General features: G+C 29.9%; 25 protein-coding genes. 4 read left to right on the top strand and 21 right to left on the bottom strand.

Features of this window, described 5'->3' with window-relative positions; genetic code table 11:
* The first annotated feature begins 15 nt into the window (after positions 1 to 15).
* Together AC34EU_RS02615 and AC34EU_RS02610 are read left to right on the top strand one after the other, a co-directional pair.
* Positions 16 to 612 carry an OmpH/Skp family outer membrane protein gene (locus AC34EU_RS02615; RefSeq protein WP_487533500.1) on the top strand — a complete coding sequence of 199 codons (597 nt, stop codon included), beginning with the start codon at positions 16 to 18 and terminating at the stop codon, positions 610 to 612.
* A 22-nt stretch (positions 613 to 634) separates the two neighbouring features.
* Positions 635 to 1,144, top strand: a complete 510-nt coding sequence (locus AC34EU_RS02610; protein ID WP_487533499.1) for an OmpH/Skp family outer membrane protein — start codon at positions 635 to 637, stop codon at positions 1,142 to 1,144.
* A gap of 45 nt (positions 1,145 to 1,189) precedes the next feature.
* Here the strand turns inward: AC34EU_RS02610 and AC34EU_RS02605 are convergent, their stop codons facing one another.
* Positions 1,190 to 1,699: a gamma carbonic anhydrase family protein gene (locus AC34EU_RS02605; protein WP_487533498.1), complete on the bottom strand. Its 510-nt coding sequence runs from the start codon at positions 1,697 to 1,699 to the stop codon at positions 1,190 to 1,192.
* Positions 1,700 to 1,768: 69 nt separating this feature from the next.
* On the opposite strand from AC34EU_RS02605, the gene AC34EU_RS02600 reads away from it, so the two are divergent.
* Together AC34EU_RS02600 and AC34EU_RS02595 are read left to right on the top strand one after the other, a co-directional pair.
* Positions 1,769 to 2,656 (top strand): NifU family protein, encoded by an 888-nt coding sequence (locus tag AC34EU_RS02600; RefSeq protein ID WP_487533496.1) that lies wholly within the window; start codon positions 1,769 to 1,771, stop codon positions 2,654 to 2,656.
* Positions 2,656 to 4,692, top strand: coding sequence for a thioredoxin domain-containing protein (locus AC34EU_RS02595; protein WP_487533494.1), 2,037 nt, complete (start codon positions 2,656 to 2,658; stop codon positions 4,690 to 4,692). Before AC34EU_RS02600 ends, AC34EU_RS02595 begins: the two co-directional genes overlap by 1 nt.
* On the opposite strand, the gene tsaB is transcribed toward AC34EU_RS02595, so the two are convergent.
* The 20 genes from tsaB to gcvH form a co-directional block, all read right to left on the bottom strand.
* Positions 4,682 to 5,356, bottom strand: a complete 675-nt coding sequence (tsaB, locus tag AC34EU_RS02590; protein ID WP_487533493.1) for a tRNA (adenosine(37)-N6)-threonylcarbamoyltransferase complex dimerization subunit type 1 TsaB — start codon at positions 5,354 to 5,356, stop codon at positions 4,682 to 4,684. The two genes, AC34EU_RS02595 and tsaB, sit on opposite strands and share 11 nt — an antisense overlap.
* 8 nt (positions 5,357 to 5,364) lie before the next feature.
* Complete coding sequence (locus AC34EU_RS02585) at positions 5,365 to 6,777, bottom strand: TolC family protein (protein WP_489696026.1); 1,413 nt, start codon at positions 6,775 to 6,777, stop codon at positions 5,365 to 5,367.
* A gap of 29 nt (positions 6,778 to 6,806) precedes the next feature.
* Complete coding sequence (locus AC34EU_RS02580) at positions 6,807 to 7,946, bottom strand: efflux RND transporter periplasmic adaptor subunit (protein WP_489696025.1); 1,140 nt, start codon at positions 7,944 to 7,946, stop codon at positions 6,807 to 6,809.
* A 24-nt stretch (positions 7,947 to 7,970) separates the two neighbouring features.
* The gene (locus tag AC34EU_RS02575; RefSeq protein WP_489696024.1) at positions 7,971 to 9,248 is read right to left on the bottom strand and encodes an ABC transporter permease; all 1,278 of its coding nucleotides are present in this window, start codon (positions 9,246 to 9,248) and stop codon (positions 7,971 to 7,973) included.
* Complete coding sequence (locus tag AC34EU_RS02570) at positions 9,241 to 10,470, bottom strand: ABC transporter permease (RefSeq protein WP_489696023.1); 1,230 nt, start codon at positions 10,468 to 10,470, stop codon at positions 9,241 to 9,243. The genes AC34EU_RS02575 and AC34EU_RS02570 overlap by 8 nt, the downstream gene beginning before the upstream one ends.
* Positions 10,463 to 11,164, bottom strand: coding sequence for an ABC transporter ATP-binding protein (locus AC34EU_RS02565; RefSeq protein WP_487533487.1), 702 nt, complete (start codon positions 11,162 to 11,164; stop codon positions 10,463 to 10,465). Before AC34EU_RS02565 ends, AC34EU_RS02570 begins: the two co-directional genes overlap by 8 nt.
* 116 nt (positions 11,165 to 11,280) lie before the next feature.
* Positions 11,281 to 11,724, bottom strand: coding sequence for a DUF2141 domain-containing protein (locus AC34EU_RS02560; RefSeq protein WP_487533486.1), 444 nt, complete (start codon positions 11,722 to 11,724; stop codon positions 11,281 to 11,283).
* Between the two features lie 56 nt (positions 11,725 to 11,780).
* On the bottom strand, positions 11,781 to 12,878 hold the full coding sequence (locus tag AC34EU_RS02555; RefSeq protein WP_489696022.1) for a PspC domain-containing protein: 1,098 nt from the start codon (positions 12,876 to 12,878) through the stop codon (positions 11,781 to 11,783).
* Positions 12,875 to 13,207 (bottom strand): PadR family transcriptional regulator, encoded by a 333-nt coding sequence (locus AC34EU_RS02550; protein WP_487533484.1) that lies wholly within the window; start codon positions 13,205 to 13,207, stop codon positions 12,875 to 12,877. Before AC34EU_RS02550 ends, AC34EU_RS02555 begins: the two co-directional genes overlap by 4 nt.
* 22 nt (positions 13,208 to 13,229) lie before the next feature.
* Positions 13,230 to 13,451, bottom strand: coding sequence for a hypothetical protein (locus AC34EU_RS02545; RefSeq protein ID WP_487533483.1), 222 nt, complete (start codon positions 13,449 to 13,451; stop codon positions 13,230 to 13,232).
* 133 nt (positions 13,452 to 13,584) lie between these two features.
* On the bottom strand, positions 13,585 to 13,803 hold the full coding sequence (locus AC34EU_RS02540; protein ID WP_487533482.1) for a hypothetical protein: 219 nt from the start codon (positions 13,801 to 13,803) through the stop codon (positions 13,585 to 13,587).
* A complete protein-coding gene (locus tag AC34EU_RS02535) occupies positions 13,793 to 14,332 on the bottom strand; it encodes a DUF420 domain-containing protein (protein WP_487533481.1) in 540 nt (179 codons plus the stop codon). Before AC34EU_RS02535 ends, AC34EU_RS02540 begins: the two co-directional genes overlap by 11 nt.
* Before the next feature lie 4 nt (positions 14,333 to 14,336).
* Positions 14,337 to 15,035 (bottom strand): SCO family protein, encoded by a 699-nt coding sequence (locus AC34EU_RS02530; RefSeq protein WP_487533480.1) that lies wholly within the window; start codon positions 15,033 to 15,035, stop codon positions 14,337 to 14,339.
* A gap of 7 nt (positions 15,036 to 15,042) precedes the next feature.
* On the bottom strand, positions 15,043 to 15,696 hold the full coding sequence (locus AC34EU_RS02525; protein ID WP_487533479.1) for a hypothetical protein: 654 nt from the start codon (positions 15,694 to 15,696) through the stop codon (positions 15,043 to 15,045).
* A 32-nt stretch (positions 15,697 to 15,728) separates the two neighbouring features.
* Positions 15,729 to 16,112: a cytochrome C oxidase subunit IV family protein gene (locus AC34EU_RS02520; RefSeq protein ID WP_487533478.1), complete on the bottom strand. Its 384-nt coding sequence runs from the start codon at positions 16,110 to 16,112 to the stop codon at positions 15,729 to 15,731.
* 9 nt (positions 16,113 to 16,121) lie between these two features.
* Entirely contained in the window at positions 16,122 to 17,099 is a 978-nt protein-coding gene (locus AC34EU_RS02515) for a cytochrome c oxidase subunit 3 (RefSeq protein ID WP_487533477.1), read from the bottom strand.
* A gap of 39 nt (positions 17,100 to 17,138) precedes the next feature.
* A complete protein-coding gene (locus tag AC34EU_RS02510) occupies positions 17,139 to 17,705 on the bottom strand; it encodes a cytochrome c oxidase subunit 3 (RefSeq protein WP_487533476.1) in 567 nt (188 codons plus the stop codon).
* Between the two features lie 9 nt (positions 17,706 to 17,714).
* Entirely contained in the window at positions 17,715 to 18,575 is an 861-nt protein-coding gene (gene cyoE, locus AC34EU_RS02505; RefSeq protein WP_487533475.1) for a heme o synthase, read from the bottom strand.
* 125 nt (positions 18,576 to 18,700) lie between these two features.
* Positions 18,701 to 19,408, bottom strand: a complete 708-nt coding sequence (locus AC34EU_RS02500; protein ID WP_487533474.1) for an energy transducer TonB — start codon at positions 19,406 to 19,408, stop codon at positions 18,701 to 18,703.
* A 94-nt stretch (positions 19,409 to 19,502) separates the two neighbouring features.
* Positions 19,503 to 19,886 (bottom strand): glycine cleavage system protein GcvH, encoded by a 384-nt coding sequence (gene gcvH / locus AC34EU_RS02495; protein WP_487533473.1) that lies wholly within the window; start codon positions 19,884 to 19,886, stop codon positions 19,503 to 19,505.
* Positions 19,887 to 19,933 lie beyond the last annotated feature (47 nt).

Below are 19,933 nucleotides of genomic sequence, written 5' to 3'. Positions count from 1 at the left end.
GTAATAATCAATATCATGGTTTCAAAAATTAATTTTATTGTTTTTTTTAAAAAATTATTTATTCTAATAATTATTTTTTCAAATAGCTTTATAAATGCCCAAAGAGGAGTAAGAATCGGTTATATCGATATGAATATTATTCTTAATAACATAACTGAATATAAAAAATCAACTAAGATTCTAGACGATAGAATTGTTCAGTGGAAAAAAGAAATAGAACTAAAAAAAATTCAGCTATCACAATTTCAAAATCAACTTAATACCGAACGTGTTTTATTAACATCCGAATTAATAGCTGATAGGGAAATAGAAATCAATGATTATGCAAACGAGATCATTGCTCTTCAAGAAAAGAGATTTGGTCCCAATGGTGACAGAATAAAACAAAGAAAAAAATTAATAACTCCGATTCAAGACCAAGTACTAGTTATTGTTCAACAAATAGCTAAGGAAAAGAAATATGACTTTATTTTTGATCGATCTTCGAATATTGTTATGCTATATTCAGCAAAAAATTACGATATTAGCGACCTGGTCTTAAAAAGAATACAAATTAAAGAAAAAATAAAGGCGCGAAATCAAAAATTAAACGCTTTAAAAAATAAAAATTAATAACCTGAAATAATAAATTATAATGAAAAAATTAATTCAACTTTTTACTTTTGCCTTTTTATTAGTAGCTCCTTTTCAAGTTGCTAATTCTCAATCAAAAGTTGCTCATGTGGATGTTCAAAAATTGATTACAGATATGCCTGAAGTAATTGCGGCTCAAAAAGAATTAGAAAAACTTCAGAAAACTTACACTACTGATATTCAAAATACTATTAAAGAGTTGCAAGTTAAACAGCAAACATATTCTGCAGATGCTGCAAATCAAACTGAAATAACTAATCAAGCTAGAGCTGAAGAATTACAGTCAATGCAGCAGAATATTCAAAAATTTGAACAAACTGCAGCTCAGGATTTGCAAAAGAAACAAAAAGACATGATGTCTCCATTAATTGAAAAGGCTCGCTCTGCAATTGAAAAAGTTGCTGCTGCTCAAGGCTTTGATTATGTTTTAGATTCAACTCCAGGAGGTTTTGTTATAATGGCTAAAGGAAAAGATCTACTGGCAGATGTTAAAAAAGAGCTAGGGTTCTAAAAATTTATTTGAAAATAAAAAACCCATCCTAACCGATGGGTTTTTTTATTTAAACCAAGAAGAATAAGTAATATAATTTTTGGCTATTCGGTCTATTTCTTCTCTTTTTAAAGCTGGGTTAACAGATTTGATTTTTTTTCCTGGAATACCAGCATAAACAGAATTTGTAGGAACAATTGTTCCTTTTGCTAAAACACAGCCTGCTGCTATTATGCTATTACTTCCGATTACACAGTCATCCATTATAATACTTCCCATTCCAACCAGCACACTGCTTTCAATAGTACATCCATGAACTATTGCATTATGCCCAATAGAAATATCATTGCCTAAACTTGTTGATGCTTTTTCAAATGTAGCGTGGATTACGGCTCCATCCTGAATATTAACTCTATTACCTATCCTTATTGAATTAACGTCTGCACGTATGACTGCTTGGAACCATACAGAACAATTATCGCCTATTATTAAATCTCCAATAATAGTTGAGTTTTCAGCAAAATAACATCCTTCTCCAAATATGGGAGTAAAACCTCTAACACTTTTTATAAGCATAATAAAAAATTTGATTAGCACTAAATTAAATAATATCAAACTGATGTAGTATTTTTGTAAAAAAAAATAATGGAATCTTTCAATATTAATGCAAAAAGCGAGTTAGGAAATCCAATAGCTCATTTTCAGATTGACAAACCTTTAGGTGTTCCATATTCAAAAAAATTTAATAATATAGATGATGCACAAGACTCACCTCTAGTTCAAAAACTATTTTATTTACCTTTTGTAAAATCTGTTACCCTTAATAATCAATCAATTTTGATAGAGCGTTTTAATATATTAGAATGGGAAGAAGTAATAGAAGAGGTAAATGATCAAATTAAAAATTATTTAAACTCAGGTGAAGTTGTTCTAAAGTCTGATTTTACTGAAAAGAAAGTTCCAATAAGTATTTATGCAGAAAGCACTCCAAATCCATCTGTAATGAAATTTGTAGCTAATAAAAAATTAGTTGAGACTAATGTTGAGTATAAAAATATTGAAGATGCCAAAGGAGCTTCTTTAGCCATTGAATTATTTAATCTACCATATGTAAAAGAAGTTTTTGTTTCAGAAAATTATATTTCAATAACAAAGTTTGATTTAACAGAATGGGATCCGATTATCCAAGAAATAAGGGGGTTAATAGTCAAAGGACTCGAACAAAAAAAGGTGTTATTCAATTTAATTAAAATTGACAATTCAAAATCAGAAGTTGAAAATACTAATCTCACAGATATTGATAAGAAAATCATTTCTATTCTAGATGAATACATTCAACCTGCTGTTGCTTCTGATGGAGGAAGTATTGTTTTTGATTCTTATATTCCTGAAAGTCAAAGCGTAAATGTAATTCTTCAAGGAGCGTGCAGTGGCTGTCCATCATCTACGCTTACTCTTAAAAATGGTATTGAAAACATGCTAAAGGAAATGATGCCAGGTTTAGTAGAAAATGTAACTGCAATTAATGGATAGTGAAACCAAAAAAGCAAGCAAATTCTTTAATTTCAGAAACTAGTCCCTATTTACTTCAACACGCTCTTAATCCAGTTAATTGGATTTCTTGGGAAGACAATTTACTCAGTAAGACTAAAAAACAAAGTAAACTTCTAATTATAAGTATTGGCTACTCTACATGTCATTGGTGTCATGTTATGGAAAAAGAAGTTTTTGAAGATAAAGAAGCTGCGGAGTATATGAATCAAAACTTTATTTGTATTAAAATAGATAGGGAAGAGAGACCAGAAGTTGATCAATTATATATGGAAGCAATTCAAATAATTAGTGGTCAAGGAGGTTGGCCTCTTAATATAGTTGCGCTTCCTGATGGAACCCCTATATGGGGAGCAACATATGTCAATCTTATAAATTGGAAGACAATACTCAAAGACATAATTGAATTATACAATAAAAAACCAGATGCAGCTATTGATTATGGAGTTAATATTCGAAGGATTATTCGAGAACAAAAAGATGAAGAAAAAGAAGTTCAAATTAATATTATTAAAATACTAAATACAATTAAAGGTGATTTAGATTATAAATATGGCGGATTCAAAGGAAGTATAAAGTTTATGATGCCTGTTCAATTAAGGTGTTGGCAATTTTTATCATACAGCTATAAAGATAATTTTAATTTAAAAAAGTACTGGTTAAACACTCTTGAAAAAATCACTTTAGGTGGAGTTTTTGATTTTGTTGGTGGTGGATTTTCAAGGTATTCGACAGATAATAGATGGCACATTCCTCATTTTGAAAAAATGGGATATGATAATGGACAACTATTACAAGTTTATTCAGAAGCCTTTAAAAACAATAGCTCACCTCTTTTTAAAAGAACTGCTAAATTGGTGTTGAAATTTGTTTTAAGTGAATTGAAACATACAGATGGCTCCTTTTACAGCGCTTTAGATGCAGACAGTATTTGTGAAAAATCCTCTCTTAAAGAAGGAGCTTTTTATGCATGGGATCCAAAGATCCTAAAGAATATTTTAGGAAATGATTACTTGTTATTTAATGCGTTTTTAAATGCTAATAATTCAAGCTATTGGGCAGAGGAAGAAAAGTTAGTTTTATTTAGAACTACAACAGAAGAAAAGTTTGCTATTGAAAATAATTTAAATTTAAAAGAGTTTATTTTAAAAATAGATAAATGGAGGAGTCTACTTTATAATAATCGAGAAAAAAGATCAAAACCTTTTAAAGATAAAAAAATAATATGTAGCTGGAACGCAATAATATCAAAGGGTTTGTTGAGCGCATACCAATCTTTTGGATGGAAAGACTCTAAGGACGCTGCGGTAAAGAATTTAGATTTTATTTTATCTAATTTTTTATTGAATAATAATAAAATTTTGAGAATTTATCCTAAAAATAATAGAAAAATTTATGGTGTCCTAGAAGATTATGCCTCTGTAATTTCGTTGCTAATTATGGCATTCGAAACTATTCATAATGAGATTTACATTCAAATTGCAAATAAACTAGTCGACCATTGTCTTTTAAATTTCTATGACTCTGATCTTCACTTTTTTTATTTTACCTCAAAAGAAAATAAATCATTGTGGTCAAGAAAAAAAGAAGATGAGGATAATGTAATTCCTTCAAGTAATGCTATTATGGCAGAGAATTTAAATTTCATCTCTCAGCATTTGAATCGAAATGATTTAAAATCTATCTATCTGAGAATGCTAAAAAATATGAAAAATAAAGTTAGTGCTTCGCCAGGGAATTATTCTCTATGGCTGCAACTAATTGCACTAAATAAAATTCCTCAATATCAAGTTGCAATAATTGGAAATAAAGCTTTTGAAATATCAAAAAAACTTCATAAATATTATTTACCTAATTGTCGTATTTCAGCCACTGAATCTCCTAGCAATCTTCCATTATTTGAAGGGCGTTTTAAAAAAAATGAAACTTTACTTTACGTTTGTGAAGAGTTAAAATGTAACCTTCCTGTCAAAACGATTGATGAGGTAATTCAGCAGGTTGAATTTGCTAAACTTTAGTTGTATAAAATTCTTTTAAATAATATGGCTCAAAGTAAGCAACATCTTCAAAGTCTAGATTCATGAACTTTTTATATGATAGTTTAACCATATTTTTAGCTGACGGTTCAACAGGATTATCAAGGGTTTTAAACTTTGGACTTTTAATTAAACCGTTGGTCTTTTGTGAACCAAATCCAAAGGCAAGTATGTTGTTTTTTGACAGATAATCTTTAAAACTGTTTTCTGTTAAAACTTCTGCCCAAGTCTCTTTGATAACTTTGTGTTGATTATCCAGAATTTGAGTATAAACCTCCATTCGTCTGGCATCTATCATAGGAGCTAAAAAAGTTCCTTTTGGAGCTTCTATTTCTTGAGCAAGAATTGAAAGGCTGTTGACAGAAATTAAAGGTTTATTTAATGAATAGCAAAGACCCTTAGCTGCTGACACTCCGATTCGAAGTCCCGTATAAGATCCTGGACCTTTACTTACAGAAATAGCGGCTAGTTTTTGCAAATTGATTTGAGAGTCGTCTATCAGTTTTTTTATAAATGGATGTAACTGTTCACCATGAGAATAATTCTCACTACTTTTTTCAATTATTTTAATAAGTTTACCATTAAGGCTTAAAGCAACAGAACAGTTTTTTGTCGAGGTTTCAATATGTAATATCCAATTATCCATTAAAATATTTATTCAATAGATAGTGGGATTCCAAAATAAAACTCAACAACCTTTAATTTAAAAATATAATCAAACTTAGCCCTTATTTGATCAGATAATGATTGTTCATATCTTTGCTTAGCCTGGACATAATCAAATGAATTTATTACTCCTTCCTGAAAACTTTCCTGAGTATTTCTAAAGGCTATTTCTCTTGATTTTACAGTTTTTTGAGCTGCTTCATAAAATTTATATGCTCCTTTTGAATCATTAAATGCTTGATTAATTTGGCTTTCTAAATCAAATTTTTGTCTTTCAAAAGAATTTTTAGTTCGTTCTAAATTTATTTTGGCTCTTTTGACTGAGTTTTTTGAAACAAAACCATTAAAAATTGGAATGTTTAAACTTAATCCATAATTCTGACCTTCGTTAAATTTAAACTGATCTGAAAAAGATAATGGAGATGCAGCCGTTCTGTTTTCAACCTCTCTAACAACAGTTTCTCCAGAAGAAAGTACAGTCCCTATTGGAGCTAAATAATAATCGCCTGTGCCAACGAGTCTATCTAAATAACTAATTCTGTTACTGTAGCTGTAAAATGCCCTGAGAGTTGGCTGAAGAGTTCCTTTTGCTAATTCAATATCTTTTTCTGCAATATCAATATTAACAGCACCTAACTTTATATCATTTCTCAAAGTCAATGCTTTTTCAAAGATTGATTTTGGGTTTTCTTCTAAAATTTGAGAAAAAGGAATGTCTAAATCTTCAAAAACAATATTAAAATTATCATAATCTGATATTTGCAGTAGTTGAGCTAAGTTAATTTTAGAAAGAATAAAATTATTTTCAGCACGTACAATCGACTGTTCCTGACTTGCTAAATTTGCTTCAAGTTCATACAAATCTCCACTTGGAAGAACTCCAGCTTCAATTAAGGAGGATGTTCTTTTTAATTGTTCCTTAGCAACTATTAATTGACTTTTTTGAGAATTAAGAATTTCAGAATTAAATAATACTTGCAAATAACTATTAGCGACAAGAAGCTTTGTGTCATCAATCATGTCATCCAATTGATAACGCTTCGCAAGTATGTTTAAATTAGCTCTATGAAGTCTGTTGAAGTTTTGAAGTCCATTATATATATCCATCCCAATACTAGCTCCCATTGAACTGAACTGTGTGGTTAAGTTCTCTAACAAACCTGTTGTTATATTTTGGTTAAGCCCTACATTCCATGAATGTGACGATTGGGCATTAAAGTTTGGTAAAAAATTACCTATTGCATTTGACTTATCAACTGCGGCATTTTCTATATCTAGAATTGACTGTTTAATCGAAATGTTTTTTTCAACAGCCATTTCAACACACTCTTCAAGTGTTAATGTCTGAGACAAAGCATTGTTAGAAACAACAAATAAGCAAAAAGTTAAAATATATCTCATATTCAAATATTAATTAAATCTATTAAAAATTAATCTACATCATCATTTCTATATTCAAGATCTGATCCTCCAATTTTTTCAGGCTTTGTTTGGTTCCAAACTTTAATTTTATCTTCAATTGAAATACCAGAAATAATCTCAATATTTATTCCATCTGAAATCCCAACCTCTATGTCTACTCGCTCAAAAGATTGATCAGCTTTTTCAATTTCAACATATGTTTTCTCAGTCGTTTTATCAAATTGAAGTAGAGCTTCGGAAATTACCATTACATTATCTTTTCTTTCTAAAACTAATGATGCATTAGCGCTATACCCCGCTCTAACACTCACTGAATTATCTAGAAAAACATCTCCTTCTATTTTAAACTTAACCGCTCCTTGTTCTTCATTTCCCTTTGGAGCAATAAATTTTAATCTAGCGTCAAAATCTTTATTTTGAATGGCTCCTAAATTTATAATTAGCGCCATGTCAATTTTCAATTTTTCAACCTCAGATTCATCTATTTTACCCTCGAAAATCATTTTAGTTAAATCCGCAATAGTAGCTATTGTGGTACCAGCATTAAAAGTATTACTCTCAACAACTTGATCACCGGCTTTTACCGGAATTTCCAAAACTGTTCCTGCAACAGTTGCTCTAATGTTTGTATTAGCAGTTGATGATCCTCCAGCTGAACCAAGAAGAATAACTTGTAAATCACTTTTAGCATTAGTTAAATCTTGATTAGATCTATTATAGCTTAAAGATGCATTTTGAAAATCTTGTTTAGATATAATGTCTTTTTCAAATAAGGATTTATTTCTATTATATTCAATTTTTGCATTATCAAGAATAATTTTTAATGAGGCAACGCGTCCCTTGGCACTATTTAACGATCCTTCATTTGGAACGACTTTTACCTTAGCTAGAAGATCTCCCTCTTTCACCTCATCTCCTTCTTCAACAAATAATTCTTGAATAATTCCTGAAATCTGAGGCTTAATCTCAACTTCATCTTCAGGAATAACTTTTCCGGTAACAACTGTTTTCTCCTCCACAGAAGACATAAAAGCTGTTTGAGTTTCATACACAGTAATTGATTTACTATTCGTTTTTACAAAATAAGCAGCGGCAAATAATGCTCCACAAATTATCAGTGTTATACTTAAGTATTTTAAAAATTTCATATTGTAGTAGATTTATTTTATAATTTATTCTTCTCTTAGTGCGTCTATAGGTTTAATACTTACTGCTCGTTGTGCCGGAATTAATCCAATCAAAGTTCCTAGTGTTACCATAATAAATAATGCCCCTAAAACAAATGGAATTGGAACAGTAGGGTTAGTATAAGGAAAATCAGTCATATCAATAGTGAAGGCATTTATACCTGCTAATACAAATGCACCAAGTATAATTCCAAGAATTCCAGCAATTATAGTAAGAAAAACTGACTCCAATATTATCTGTACACGAACCTCTCCTGGAGTTGCTCCCAATGCTCTTCTTACTCCTAGTTCTTTAGTCCTTTCTTTTACAGAAATCAATAAAATATTACCGATCCCTATAACACCTGCAATTATTGTTGCAACTCCAACAACTAATGATAGAAAGGTCATTCCTTCTGCAAATCCCATAATACTATTAAAAATTTCACCTAAATTAAAAGACCCAAAAGCCCTATCATCTTTAGGTGAAACTCTATGAATTCTTTTAAGAGTTTGCTTTACTTCTGTCTCGACTTTTACAACATCAGCATCATCATAAGCAGCAATATTTAACCACCCCACATAATCCCCGGTATTATATAAGTTTTGATAAGTTGTGAAAGGAATAAAAACGTCAGAATCTGAATCAAAAGGACTTCCTTGTCTAAAAACTAGGACTCCAACTACTTTAAAGAATACATTATCAACCCTAACATATTTACCTACAGGATTTTCATTTTTCTCAAATAAGTCAGATGCTGTTCTCTCTCCAATAACACAAACTTTTCTTTTATTTTTAATATCTTCTTGATTGATAAACCTTCCTCCGTCATATATATCCTGAGTAGATATTTTTCTAAATTCAGGAAAATCTCCAAAAATAGCATAATCTCCTGAGTTGTTATTTCTAACAATATTAGCTGGGGCTCCTCCTCCAAAGCTTCCTCGAGAATTTCTTGGAACTATATATTTAATTTGAGGAATTCTTTTTCTTAATATTTCAACATCTTGAAGTTTTAGCTTAGGTTGTCTTCCAATTTTAAAACCATCATAGGGTATACTTGTTGATTGAGACCACACAAACATCGAGTTCATCGCTACTTTTTGAAACTGTCTTTCAAAACCATTATCTAATCCTTTAGCTGAACCGGATAGTGCTATATAAATAAAGATGCCCCAAAGAACTCCAACAATAGTTATTGCAGTTCTTACTTTGTTTTTTTGAATTGAACCAAAAATTTCTTGCCAAGTATCTCTATCAAAAATTATTTTTAAACTATTCATCTCTTAATGCAACAATTGGTTTAATGGAAGCAGCTCTTTTTGCTGGAATATATCCAGCTATTGCTCCAAAAATAATTAGAATAAATGTCGAAAAAATAGCAGTAGAAATATCCACATAAGGATTTCTTATAAAAAACTTATCTAAAGTATCTCCCAAATTCTTTAAAATCACTATTGCAATAATCATTCCTATAGAGCCAGATAAAGTGGTTATAAAAATGGATTCCTGAAGAATCATAGCTATAACTGATCTTGGAGTTGCACCTAGTGCTTTTCTAACACCCAATTCTTTAGTTCTTTCTTTTACAACAAAAACCATAATATTTGAAATTCCAATAATACCTGCTATTAAAGTCCCCAAACCAACAAAAGTGACGATATATTGCAGGACACTTGAAAACTGTTCGTTTTGACTAGCGGCTTGAGCAACATTTCTGATGTAAATACCCTTTGAATCAGTAGGGTCAATAGACTTTTTATTTTTCAAAAACAATCTTAATTTTTTTTCAAATATGAGTGCAATTTTTAGACCTAATTCAGGTTTAAAACTAACTAGTATTTGATCAATTTTATCATTACTTTTTTCAAGAAGTTGTCGAGTCGTATAAGGTAAAAAAATAATTCTTTCTTCATTGTCTCCTCCTTCATCTTGAAAAACCCCTATTACTTTAAAAGCAACACCAGCTAAAGAAATATATTTTCCTAAAGGATCTTCCTGTTTAAAAAGATCTAATGCGACTAACCTTCCTATTACTACATTTTTAGTTTTATTTTTTATATCATTTTCATTTAAATAACGCCCTTTCATCATTATTGTTTTTTCAAAATATTGATGAGAAGGTGCTACTCCTTGAGTAGAATAATTATTAGATTCATTTTTATAACTTGAAAGTGCACCTCGATTTATTCTGGGAGTAATATATTCTAAATAAAAAGGGAAGTTTAATTTAATATCTTCCAAATCTGAATTTTTAAATTCAATACGTCTATTTGATTTAAATCCTTTGTAGGGCTTTGAAGTTTTACCTGCAAACATTCTTATGCTGTTTGTCGCATCATCAAGAAACTCTTCTTTAAAGGTGTTTTTGAGACCATTTCCAAAACCAAATAAAATAATAAAAATAAAAATTCCAAGAGCCACGGTAAACCCTGATAAAAAAGTTCTGAGTTTATTTTTATTAATAGTTTGAAAAATTTCTTGCCAACGATCTAAACTAAACATAATTTGAAGCTAATACTTGTTTTACTTTTTTATCCTCTATAATAACACCGTCTTTCAAACGAACTATTCTTTTGCACATTTTAGCAATATCTTCTTCATGAGTAACTACTAAAATAGTTTTCCCTTCTTCATTGATTTTTTGAATTAAATCCATAACTTCATTTGATGTAGTTGTATCAAGAGCACCTGTAGGTTCGTCTGCCAACAAAACTTTTGGTCTAGCAGCCATAGCTCTTGCAATTGCAACTCTTTGTTTTTGTCCTCCTGATAATTCACTTGGAAGGTGAGTTGCCCATTCCTTAAGGCCAACTCTTTCAAGGTAATTAAGAGCAATCTCTTGACGCTCTTTTCTTTTTATTCCCTGATAGTAGAGAGGTAGAGAAACATTTTCAAGAGCATTTTTATAATTAATCAAATTAAATGATTGAAATACAAAACCTAGAAACTTGTTACGATATCTTGCAGCCTTAGTTTCATCTAAATCTTTTATAATAACATCATCAAGGGTATACTGACCTTCATCTAAAAGATCTAACATTCCTATAATATTTAAAAGTGTGGATTTACCTGATCCTGAGGAACCCATGATAGCCACCAGTTCTCCTTCTTCAACTTTAAAATCAATTCCTTTTAAAACGTGTAAAGTATTCTTACCCATTTTATATGATTTATGAAGATTTTGAATGTTTATCATTATTTTTAATTTATGCGACAAATATACATCATTATAATAGTTGATTTAAGCAATAATTACGAGAGCTATTAGTTTGTGAAATGTTTGATTATTTATAATTCAAAAGGTTTAATCACTTAATTAATTATTGTCATTTTTAAATTTAAATTGTCTTTCAATTCAAAGATCATGTCTTTAAATTTAGGTGGTCCCATTATGGGTTGAATATTATTTGAATTTCCATAACTTTCTTTAGGTATCCCAATCCAATTTAAATCTATTTTTCCATTATTATTTTTATCATGGAAGAACTTAACCGCATATTTTCCTGCATTAAAAGAATCTATTTTTATAATACATTTTCTCTCAAAAATTGAAATTTTATTTATGGCTAGAATTTTATTTTCGTTATTATCAAAAACTGCTAGCATTAAATATCCTTCATTACTTTTTAATTTAGTCACTTCAATACTTAACGAATAGGGGCCTTTTTCTTTTATGAAGTAAGAAGTGTTTTCATTAAAATTATTTTGACCGAAAACTGTCTGAGTGTTAATAATAATGATTAAAAGTAATTTCAATTTGAGTCTAGGGCATATGTATATCAAAAAGTTAAATGCCTTTTCTGTTGGTCTCATCATTTAATTGTTATTTTAAATTGATGAAGGGGAATTTTATTTATTGAAAAAGTAATAGCTTCAATAATTGAATTATAGTTTTCTAGATTAATTACACCTAAGGTCAGGATTAGTATTATAATAATCAAAGTAGATATCCATACCCCTATTAAAACAAATACTGAAGCACTATTCATCATGATTTTTGGTTTTCCAGTTAGAAGAATTAAGGCTAGGTTTAATAAAAAAACAAATGGTATTCCGCAAACAAAAATGCAAGTCAAAAATATTAAAAGACCCTCCACTCCAAAACCAAACAATGATAGAGTGAAGGGGATACCTGAGGTTAAGAAAAACCCTCCAACTGTTCCTCCAATAATTAGTCCAATTAAACTAAGGAATGAGATGAAAACCAAAATAATTCCAAAAAAAAAGGCAATTGTTCTTAAAGCAATTGGAATGATTTTTAGAAAAAAATTAACACTCGATTTTGAAGCATTTTGAATTGGTCCCATTGTTTTTTTATAATCCCCTTTTTTAACAGAATCACTTAACTCTTCATACTCTTCTTTGATTTTATTTTTTATACTAGAAATGTTTACAGATTCTCCTTTCATTTTTATTTTATCTGCAGTTGTTTTTGCCTCAGGTACAAAAATCCAAATTAGAATATATGTCAGAATAGTAAAGGGAACACCAAACACAAAAAGAATAAATAAAACAAGTCTAACCCAAAGAATATTTAGAGCAAAATATTTACTGACTCCTCCAGCAACTCCACCAAGCCAATAATCGTCTGGATCCCTGAAGAACTTTCTCGTAATTTTAGAATTCGTGTTTTCTTCCAAAATTTCATCACCTGCTAGGTCTTCAATACTCCCTAATGTTTGAATAACTATTTCTACTTGTTTTTCTGAAATCACATAGTTATCAAAATTTTTATACTGAGAAAACAATTCTGCAATACGAGACTCTATATCTTCTATTATTTCTTCTTTTCCCAATGTTGATTGGAATAACTGTTCCAGGCTTTTTAAATAGAGTTTTAATTTTAAATAACCTTTTTCATCAATAGAAAACTTGATTTGGGCAAGATGTATACTTATAGCTTTGTTCATTTAATGTTTTTTATAAGCTCATTGACTGTGTTTGATAATTCATTCCAAGAGACGTTTAGTTCAGATAAAAACTCTTTTCCTTTTTTAGTTATATTGTAGTATTTTCTAGGTGGCCCGTTTTTAGACTCTTCCCAGTGATATTCTAATAATTCACTATTTTTCAGTCTTGTTAAAAGAGGATATAAGGTTCCCTCTACAACAAGAATTTTAGAAACTTTGAGCGTTTCAAGAATTTCAAATGAATACTTAGCCTTCTTTTTTAGAATTGATAAAATACAAAACTCTAAAATTCCTTTTCTCATCTGAGCTTTGGTATTTTCTATATTCATAAACCTGTAACTTTAAATAAATTTATTTTTCCAATAATTCATTTTTTTTAATTGATATTATAATAAATGATTGATCATCGTCATCATTCTCCTCATAAGCTATTATCCATTCACCTTTTAACCCATCAATGTTTTCTCCATCAATAGTTAAGTTTATGTCATTAGTTACATGAACACTGGGTCTCACAAATTCAACACAAGAATTAAGTGATAATGCAACTATTAATACTAGAATTTTATTCATTGTAATAATTTTAATTAAAAATCAAATATAGTACATAAAAAGGTACTATGCAAAACATAGTACTAAGTTTTAATTTTTTTTTATATAATTGAAGTTCTTTAAAAAACATTATAAACTAAATAATTGAAAAAAATTAACTTTTATATATTTTGGAAATTCTCCAACTAACCAAAGCAACCAAGATATAAGGTATTGCCATCAAATAAACAATCCCATTATTAATCCCCTTAGCTGTTTGTTGTCCTTCCTCTGACTCTAAGACAGCTCTACACATTGAACATTGAGCATTAACAGGATCAATAAATAATATTAATATTAATAAAAGTAATGTTCTAATTTTATTAACTGACATAATATGGAGATATCATTAAATAAACTATTACACCAGTTACAGCTATATAAAGCCAAATTGGAAATGTAATTCTTGCAATTCTTTTATGGTCTTCAAAGAGTTTTGAAATAGCCTTTACATAGGTTATTAAAACCATAGGAATGATTCCAATAGAAAGTATAATATGCGTTATTAGTATGAAAAAATAAATATTTCGAATCAGGCCTTCTCCTCCATATGTAGTTGGATCAGACGTCATATGATACGCCACATACATTCCTAAAAAAATAACGGATAAGGCTATAGCAAATTTCATCAACCTTTGATGTAAAACAATATTTTTTTGTTTTATTGATACAAGTGCAAAAATTAATAAAACTGCAGTTATACCATTAATTGATGCATAAATAGGAGGTAAAAAATTAAGAGGAGCAACATTAGGTATTCTGATCCCAAATAAAATTGCAACAGCAACAGGTATTACTATTGATAAAAGAATAATCCATTTTTTATACTTTAAAGGGGGTGCAATAGATTCTTGTTTTTCCATAATACTATTCTTTCAATAATTTAGGAATATCCTCTAAGAGCATGGCTGTGCCTTCTGGAAATTCTGAGTTTTCTTGATCAATTCCAAGGTAATAAACAATTGGATTTCCGAATGAATCTAATCTAGATCTAATGTACCCTTTTTTGTCTATTAAAGCAAAGTATCCCTGATGTTCAAAGCCTCCTGCAACTTCAGGGTTAATTGATGAAAAGATATTAAATCCTTTATTAGATAACTCAAATACAGACTTTTTATCTGAAGTTAAAAAATGCCAATTTTTGGAAAAAACATCATATAATTCAGCATATTGTTTTAAAATTTTTGGTGAATCATGTTCTGGATCAATAGTAAAAGAAGCAATTCCAAAATCAATTCTATCTCCAAATGCTTTCTCTAGCTGTTTCATGTTCTTATTCATGATAGGACAAATACTGGGACAAGTGGTGAAAAAAAACTCAACTACATATACTTTATTATTAAAATCTTCATTACTAATTATCAAATTATCTTGATTTGTCATTAGAAATGATGGAACTTTTTTTGCTTCTCCATTAAGTATAATATAAGATAATGGCTTAGGTCCTGAAGATCTGTTGTTTTCAACAATTTTAGAATTTTTAACTCTGTCTATAATTACTGGAAATAATCTAACCGCAATGACAATTATAATAAACGATAAAATTAATGAGTAATATTTTTTCATAATGAATCTACCTAACAGAGTATTTTTTTAGCGCTAATCGATATTCTGCTAAAATGACTTTAACATCATCTTCCATTTTATTGTTAATTTCAGCAACTGATTCGGCATTATACCCAAACAAAGTTCCGATATCTTCATCATCATCACGCCCTCTTAAGTTGCCGTTTCGATCAATTATAAAGACATAAGGTGTGCTATGCTTAGCGTCTAACTCAAGTGTTGTTTTTAAGCTTGTAAAATGATTTTCAATGTCTATGGAAGAACCTTTCATGAATTTCCAATTAACAAGGTCAGTACCAGCTCCCTTTGACAAATCTTCTTCTAATAAAACAACCTGATTTTCTTGATCATTAGTGATTAAAGCGACAAACTGAAAATCTTTAAATTGATAAAATCGCTTATAAATTTTTTGATTTAGGTTAAAAGCATCACCTTTTTTTAAATTCAAATCTGATCCCCAATAACATAAAACAGTAATATGGTCATTCAAAATAACTTTATCATCTCTTAAATGTGTAAAAGAACTTAAATCCATCACACCAGTTGTTAGAACTGGAAGTTTTGCAAAGTTATTTTTTCCAGAAGCAAAAAATAAATAGATGACTATTGGGAAAATAAACAAGATTCCTAGGACTATAAACTTTTGAGTTTCTTTTTTCATTTAACAATAAATATTATAAAAGTGAAACCCAATTAAAAGTTCCAACTAACAAAACCATCCTGCATTACATTGAAAATATAATCTCCTTCAAGTAATATTATAAAAATTAAATATGGTATTAGAATAATTAATGGAAGAACAATTGCGTTTTTTAGTCCAGATTTTTCATCCCTAATGTGCATAAAATCCCATGCAATATAATACGCCTTAACTAATGTTAGAATAATAAAAATCCAATTAAGTAATTTAATTCTTATAAAGGGTGTCATTAAAATTTGCGGTTTTACAATTCCGAGAATAACTTCAACTGTTGTTACAATTGATAAAAAAATTAATACTCCCCATATCTTTTGTGTATTTGATTTAAATTTCAAATAACCTCTGAAAATTGCTAATTTATGTGTGTCGTCTGCCATATTTTTTTTTTAAACGAGATAGAAAAATGTAAATACAAAAACCCATACCAAATCAACAAAATGCCAGTATAAACCAACTTTTTCAACCATTTCATAATGCCCTCTTTTTTCATAAGTACCCATTAAAACATTAAAGAAAATAATGATATTAATAACTACCCCTGAAAAAACGTGAAATCCATGAAACCCAGTTATAAAAAAGAAAAAGTCTGCAAAAAGACGATTTCCATATTCATTGTGAATAAGGTTTGCTCCTTGAACAACTTGGATTGCACTTTCAATTTTAGCCAGGGATTCTTCTCTAGATAAAATAGTTTTATCCCCTGAAGAATTAAGTTTTTCTGTTCTAATTAATAATTCTTCATTATTTTTGAAACCTGCTTTTACCTCAGAAACAGTAATTTCTGTAACTGATGGCTCATAACTGAACCATAAACCATTACTGCTTTCGTGAGTAGATCGCTCGGTGGGTAATTCTAAAGCAAAATCTTCTATAGAAATTCTTTTATCATCAGTATTTATAAATTGCAGAATCTGACCACCATTTGTTTCTAAAGCACCATACTCTCCTTTGATAAAGTTTTTCCATTCCCATGCTTGAGAACCAACGAAAATAGCACCTCCTATTATTGTTAAAAACATATAAAAAGCAACCTTAGATTGTTTCATGTGATGTCCAGCGTCTACGGCAAGAACCATAGTAACAGAAGAAAAAATTAATACAAATGTCATTAATGCAACATAATACATTGGAGCATTCACGCCATGAAGAAAAGGGAAGTGATTAAAAACTTCATCCGCAATTGGCCACGAATCAATGTTTTTAAAACGAGAAAAAGAATACGCCACAAGAAATCCAGAAAAAGTTAGTGCATCAGAAACTATGAAAAACCACATCATCATTTTTCCATAGGTTGCTTTAAAAGGCTGTTTATCTCCTCCCCAAAGTGTCTCGTCTTCAGAATGCTCCTTAGCTGTTAGTTCCATAAAAAAATTTAAAATTAATTTTTAGCAAATTTATTAATTCTATTTGTACAAAACCACAAATAAATACAAATAACACCAAAGAAAATCTAGAAAATGCCAAAAAACAACTCCAAGTTCAATGCCTAGTTTGTTTGAGCCAGAATATTTACCTTTAATTAAGTTATATAATACAACGAATAAAACAATTATTCCTGCAAATAAATGTGCCATATGTAACATCACTAACACATATAAAAAAGAGGTTGTAATTGAGCTTTGAGCACCAGTAAAATAATATCCTGAATTTATAATTTGACCAAAACCTTCAAACTGATAGTAGATAAAAGTAAAAGCTAATAGTATTGTGAAAATGATAAACATTATTGATTTTTTTAATGAATCAATAGAGTTAAAGTGTTTTGCAAAACCAAAAGTAATACTACTTAGTATTAAAATAAAAGTACTAATCGTAAATGCTAGAGGCATTTCAAAAGAAGTAAGCCAGTCTGATCTTGATGAGCTAACTACATATGCACTGGTTAGCCCTGCGAATGTCATTGTTATGCTCACCATTCCGATAAGAAGCATCATCTTTTTAGCTTTAATATTTATTTTTTCTGATATCATTGTTTTTTATTAAAATTTATCTAAAACATAAATAATTTGTACAGATGTTAAGTATAAAATACTTGAATACATAAGGTTTTTTGCTGCTTTATTCGTTCGTTCTTTCATTAATCTAAATGCAAAAAATAACATTCCTAAGCCGCAAATAAGAACTAGAAGCCCTCCAAAAGGAGATAGGTTCAATGTGCCTGTATATTTAGTCATTGGCAATAAAGATATAACCACTGTCCAAATAGAATAGAAAACTACTTGAAATGCACTGGCATTATCAGTTTTCCCAGTTGGCAACATTTTGAATCCGGCCTTTTTATAGTCTTTATCAAACATCCAGGCAAGTGCCCAGAAATGAGGAAATTGCCAAAAGAATTGAAATAGAAATAAAACACCCGGCTCAATACCAAAGCTGTTAGTATACGCAACCCAGCCCAGCATATAAGGAATTGCTCCAGGAACTGCACCAACAAAAACAGACAAAGGAGTTTTTATTTTTAGAGGAGTATAAGTGAAAACGTAAAGACAGATGGATATGGCTCCGGTTAAAGCTGTTTTAAGATTTATTAGGTATAATGCTCCTATTCCTAATATAGACAGAAACAATCCAATAAATAAAACCTGGGATGGGGTTATTCTTTTTCCTGGAAGAGGCCTACCTGAAGTTCGATTCATTAAACCGTCTTTATCTCTTTCAATTAATTGATTAAAAACATTGGAAGCTCCAACCATGGCATACCCTCCAACAAAAAGCAAAAGAATGGGTTTTAAGCTAATTGATTCCGCTGCTAAAAAATATCCTGCTAAAGATGAAAAAACAACACTTAAAGCAAGTCTAATTTTTGTTAATTGAAAAAAATCATTGAGGGTAAGTTTCAAGCCTGAATATATATTACTAGATGGAGTTAATTGTTTTACAAAGATAATTCATGTAACATAAAGTACCTATAATAATATTCCTTTTAAATAAAAAACCCAGCTTCATAAAGCTGGGTTTTTAGTTGTTAATTTAATTTAAATGTTATCGGGATAGAAAACGGAACTCTAACTGGTCTTCCTCTTTGTCTACCTGGAGTCATTCGAGGTAGCTTGCTTATGATTCTGTGAGCTTCTTTTTCTAAGTTTTTATCAGGACCACGTTCTCTAATATTTCCAATAGTACCATCCTTGTTAATGATAAAACTTACATATACCCTTCCTTGAATACCCATTTCTTGAGCGATGTCCGGATATCTAAAGTTTTTTCTAATATGCTTATTTATTTGTTCCTGGAAGCAGCTTCTTCTTTCTGACTTTTTTACACGTTCACAACCAGGATAAATTGGAACGTCTTCAATAACAGCAAAAGGAACTTCTACATCGTCATATTCTTCTTCAATTTCTACTTCTTCTATTTCAACAATCTCATCTTGATCTGTTTCTGTTGATTCTATCACAGTCTCTTCAACTTCTTCTTCATCTTCTACAATCTCAATAACTTCTGGTGCTGGAGGAGGAGGAGGAGGAGGAGGAGGGGTTTTAAGTTGCTCAGTGATTGGAACATCTTCGTCATCGTCATCGTCTATGTTTAGCGCTTCATAAGCATATACTGTAGCATATGTTTTCCACTCAATGGCGCGCCAAGTTATCAACAATATAACTGCTAAGCCTATAACGAAATAAAGTGAGCTGTTTTTAGAATGATCAGCGTTTGGATTCTTTTTTGGTTGCATACTTAGGAGTTTAAAGATGCTAATCTAGAAAAAATTGTAAAAAAAACCTCATTAAACTTATCAATGTTGAAACAAAATAATTTTAAAAGAGAGATTAATTTCCATTTAACAACTCCTCATACGCCTCAGAGTCTAGTAAAGAGTCAATTTCTTTAATATTTTTTACTTTAATTTTAATCATCCAACCAGCACCATAAGGATCATCATTAACAAGTTCAGGAGTTGCTTCAAGCTCTTCATTAAAAAACTCTACTGTTCCCGAAACTGGCATAAAAAGATCCGAAACAGTCTTAACTGCCTCAACAGAGCCAAAAACAGCTTCATTATCTAAATCTTCTCCTGCTGTCTCTACTTCAACATAAACTATATCTCCAAGTTCACTTTGAGCAAAATCAGTAATACCAACTGTTACTTGGTCTCCATTTATTAGAACCCATTCATGGTCTTTTGTGTATTTTAAATTTTTTGGGATATTCATTGATTTATTTTAAAAAACAAATGTAATATTTTACCATTATTATTTAA

It is taken from the genome of Candidatus Marivariicella framensis (assembly GCF_982709265.1).
Note: the sequence above shows the minus strand (reverse complement) of the source record. Positions and strands in the feature narration are given on the sequence as shown.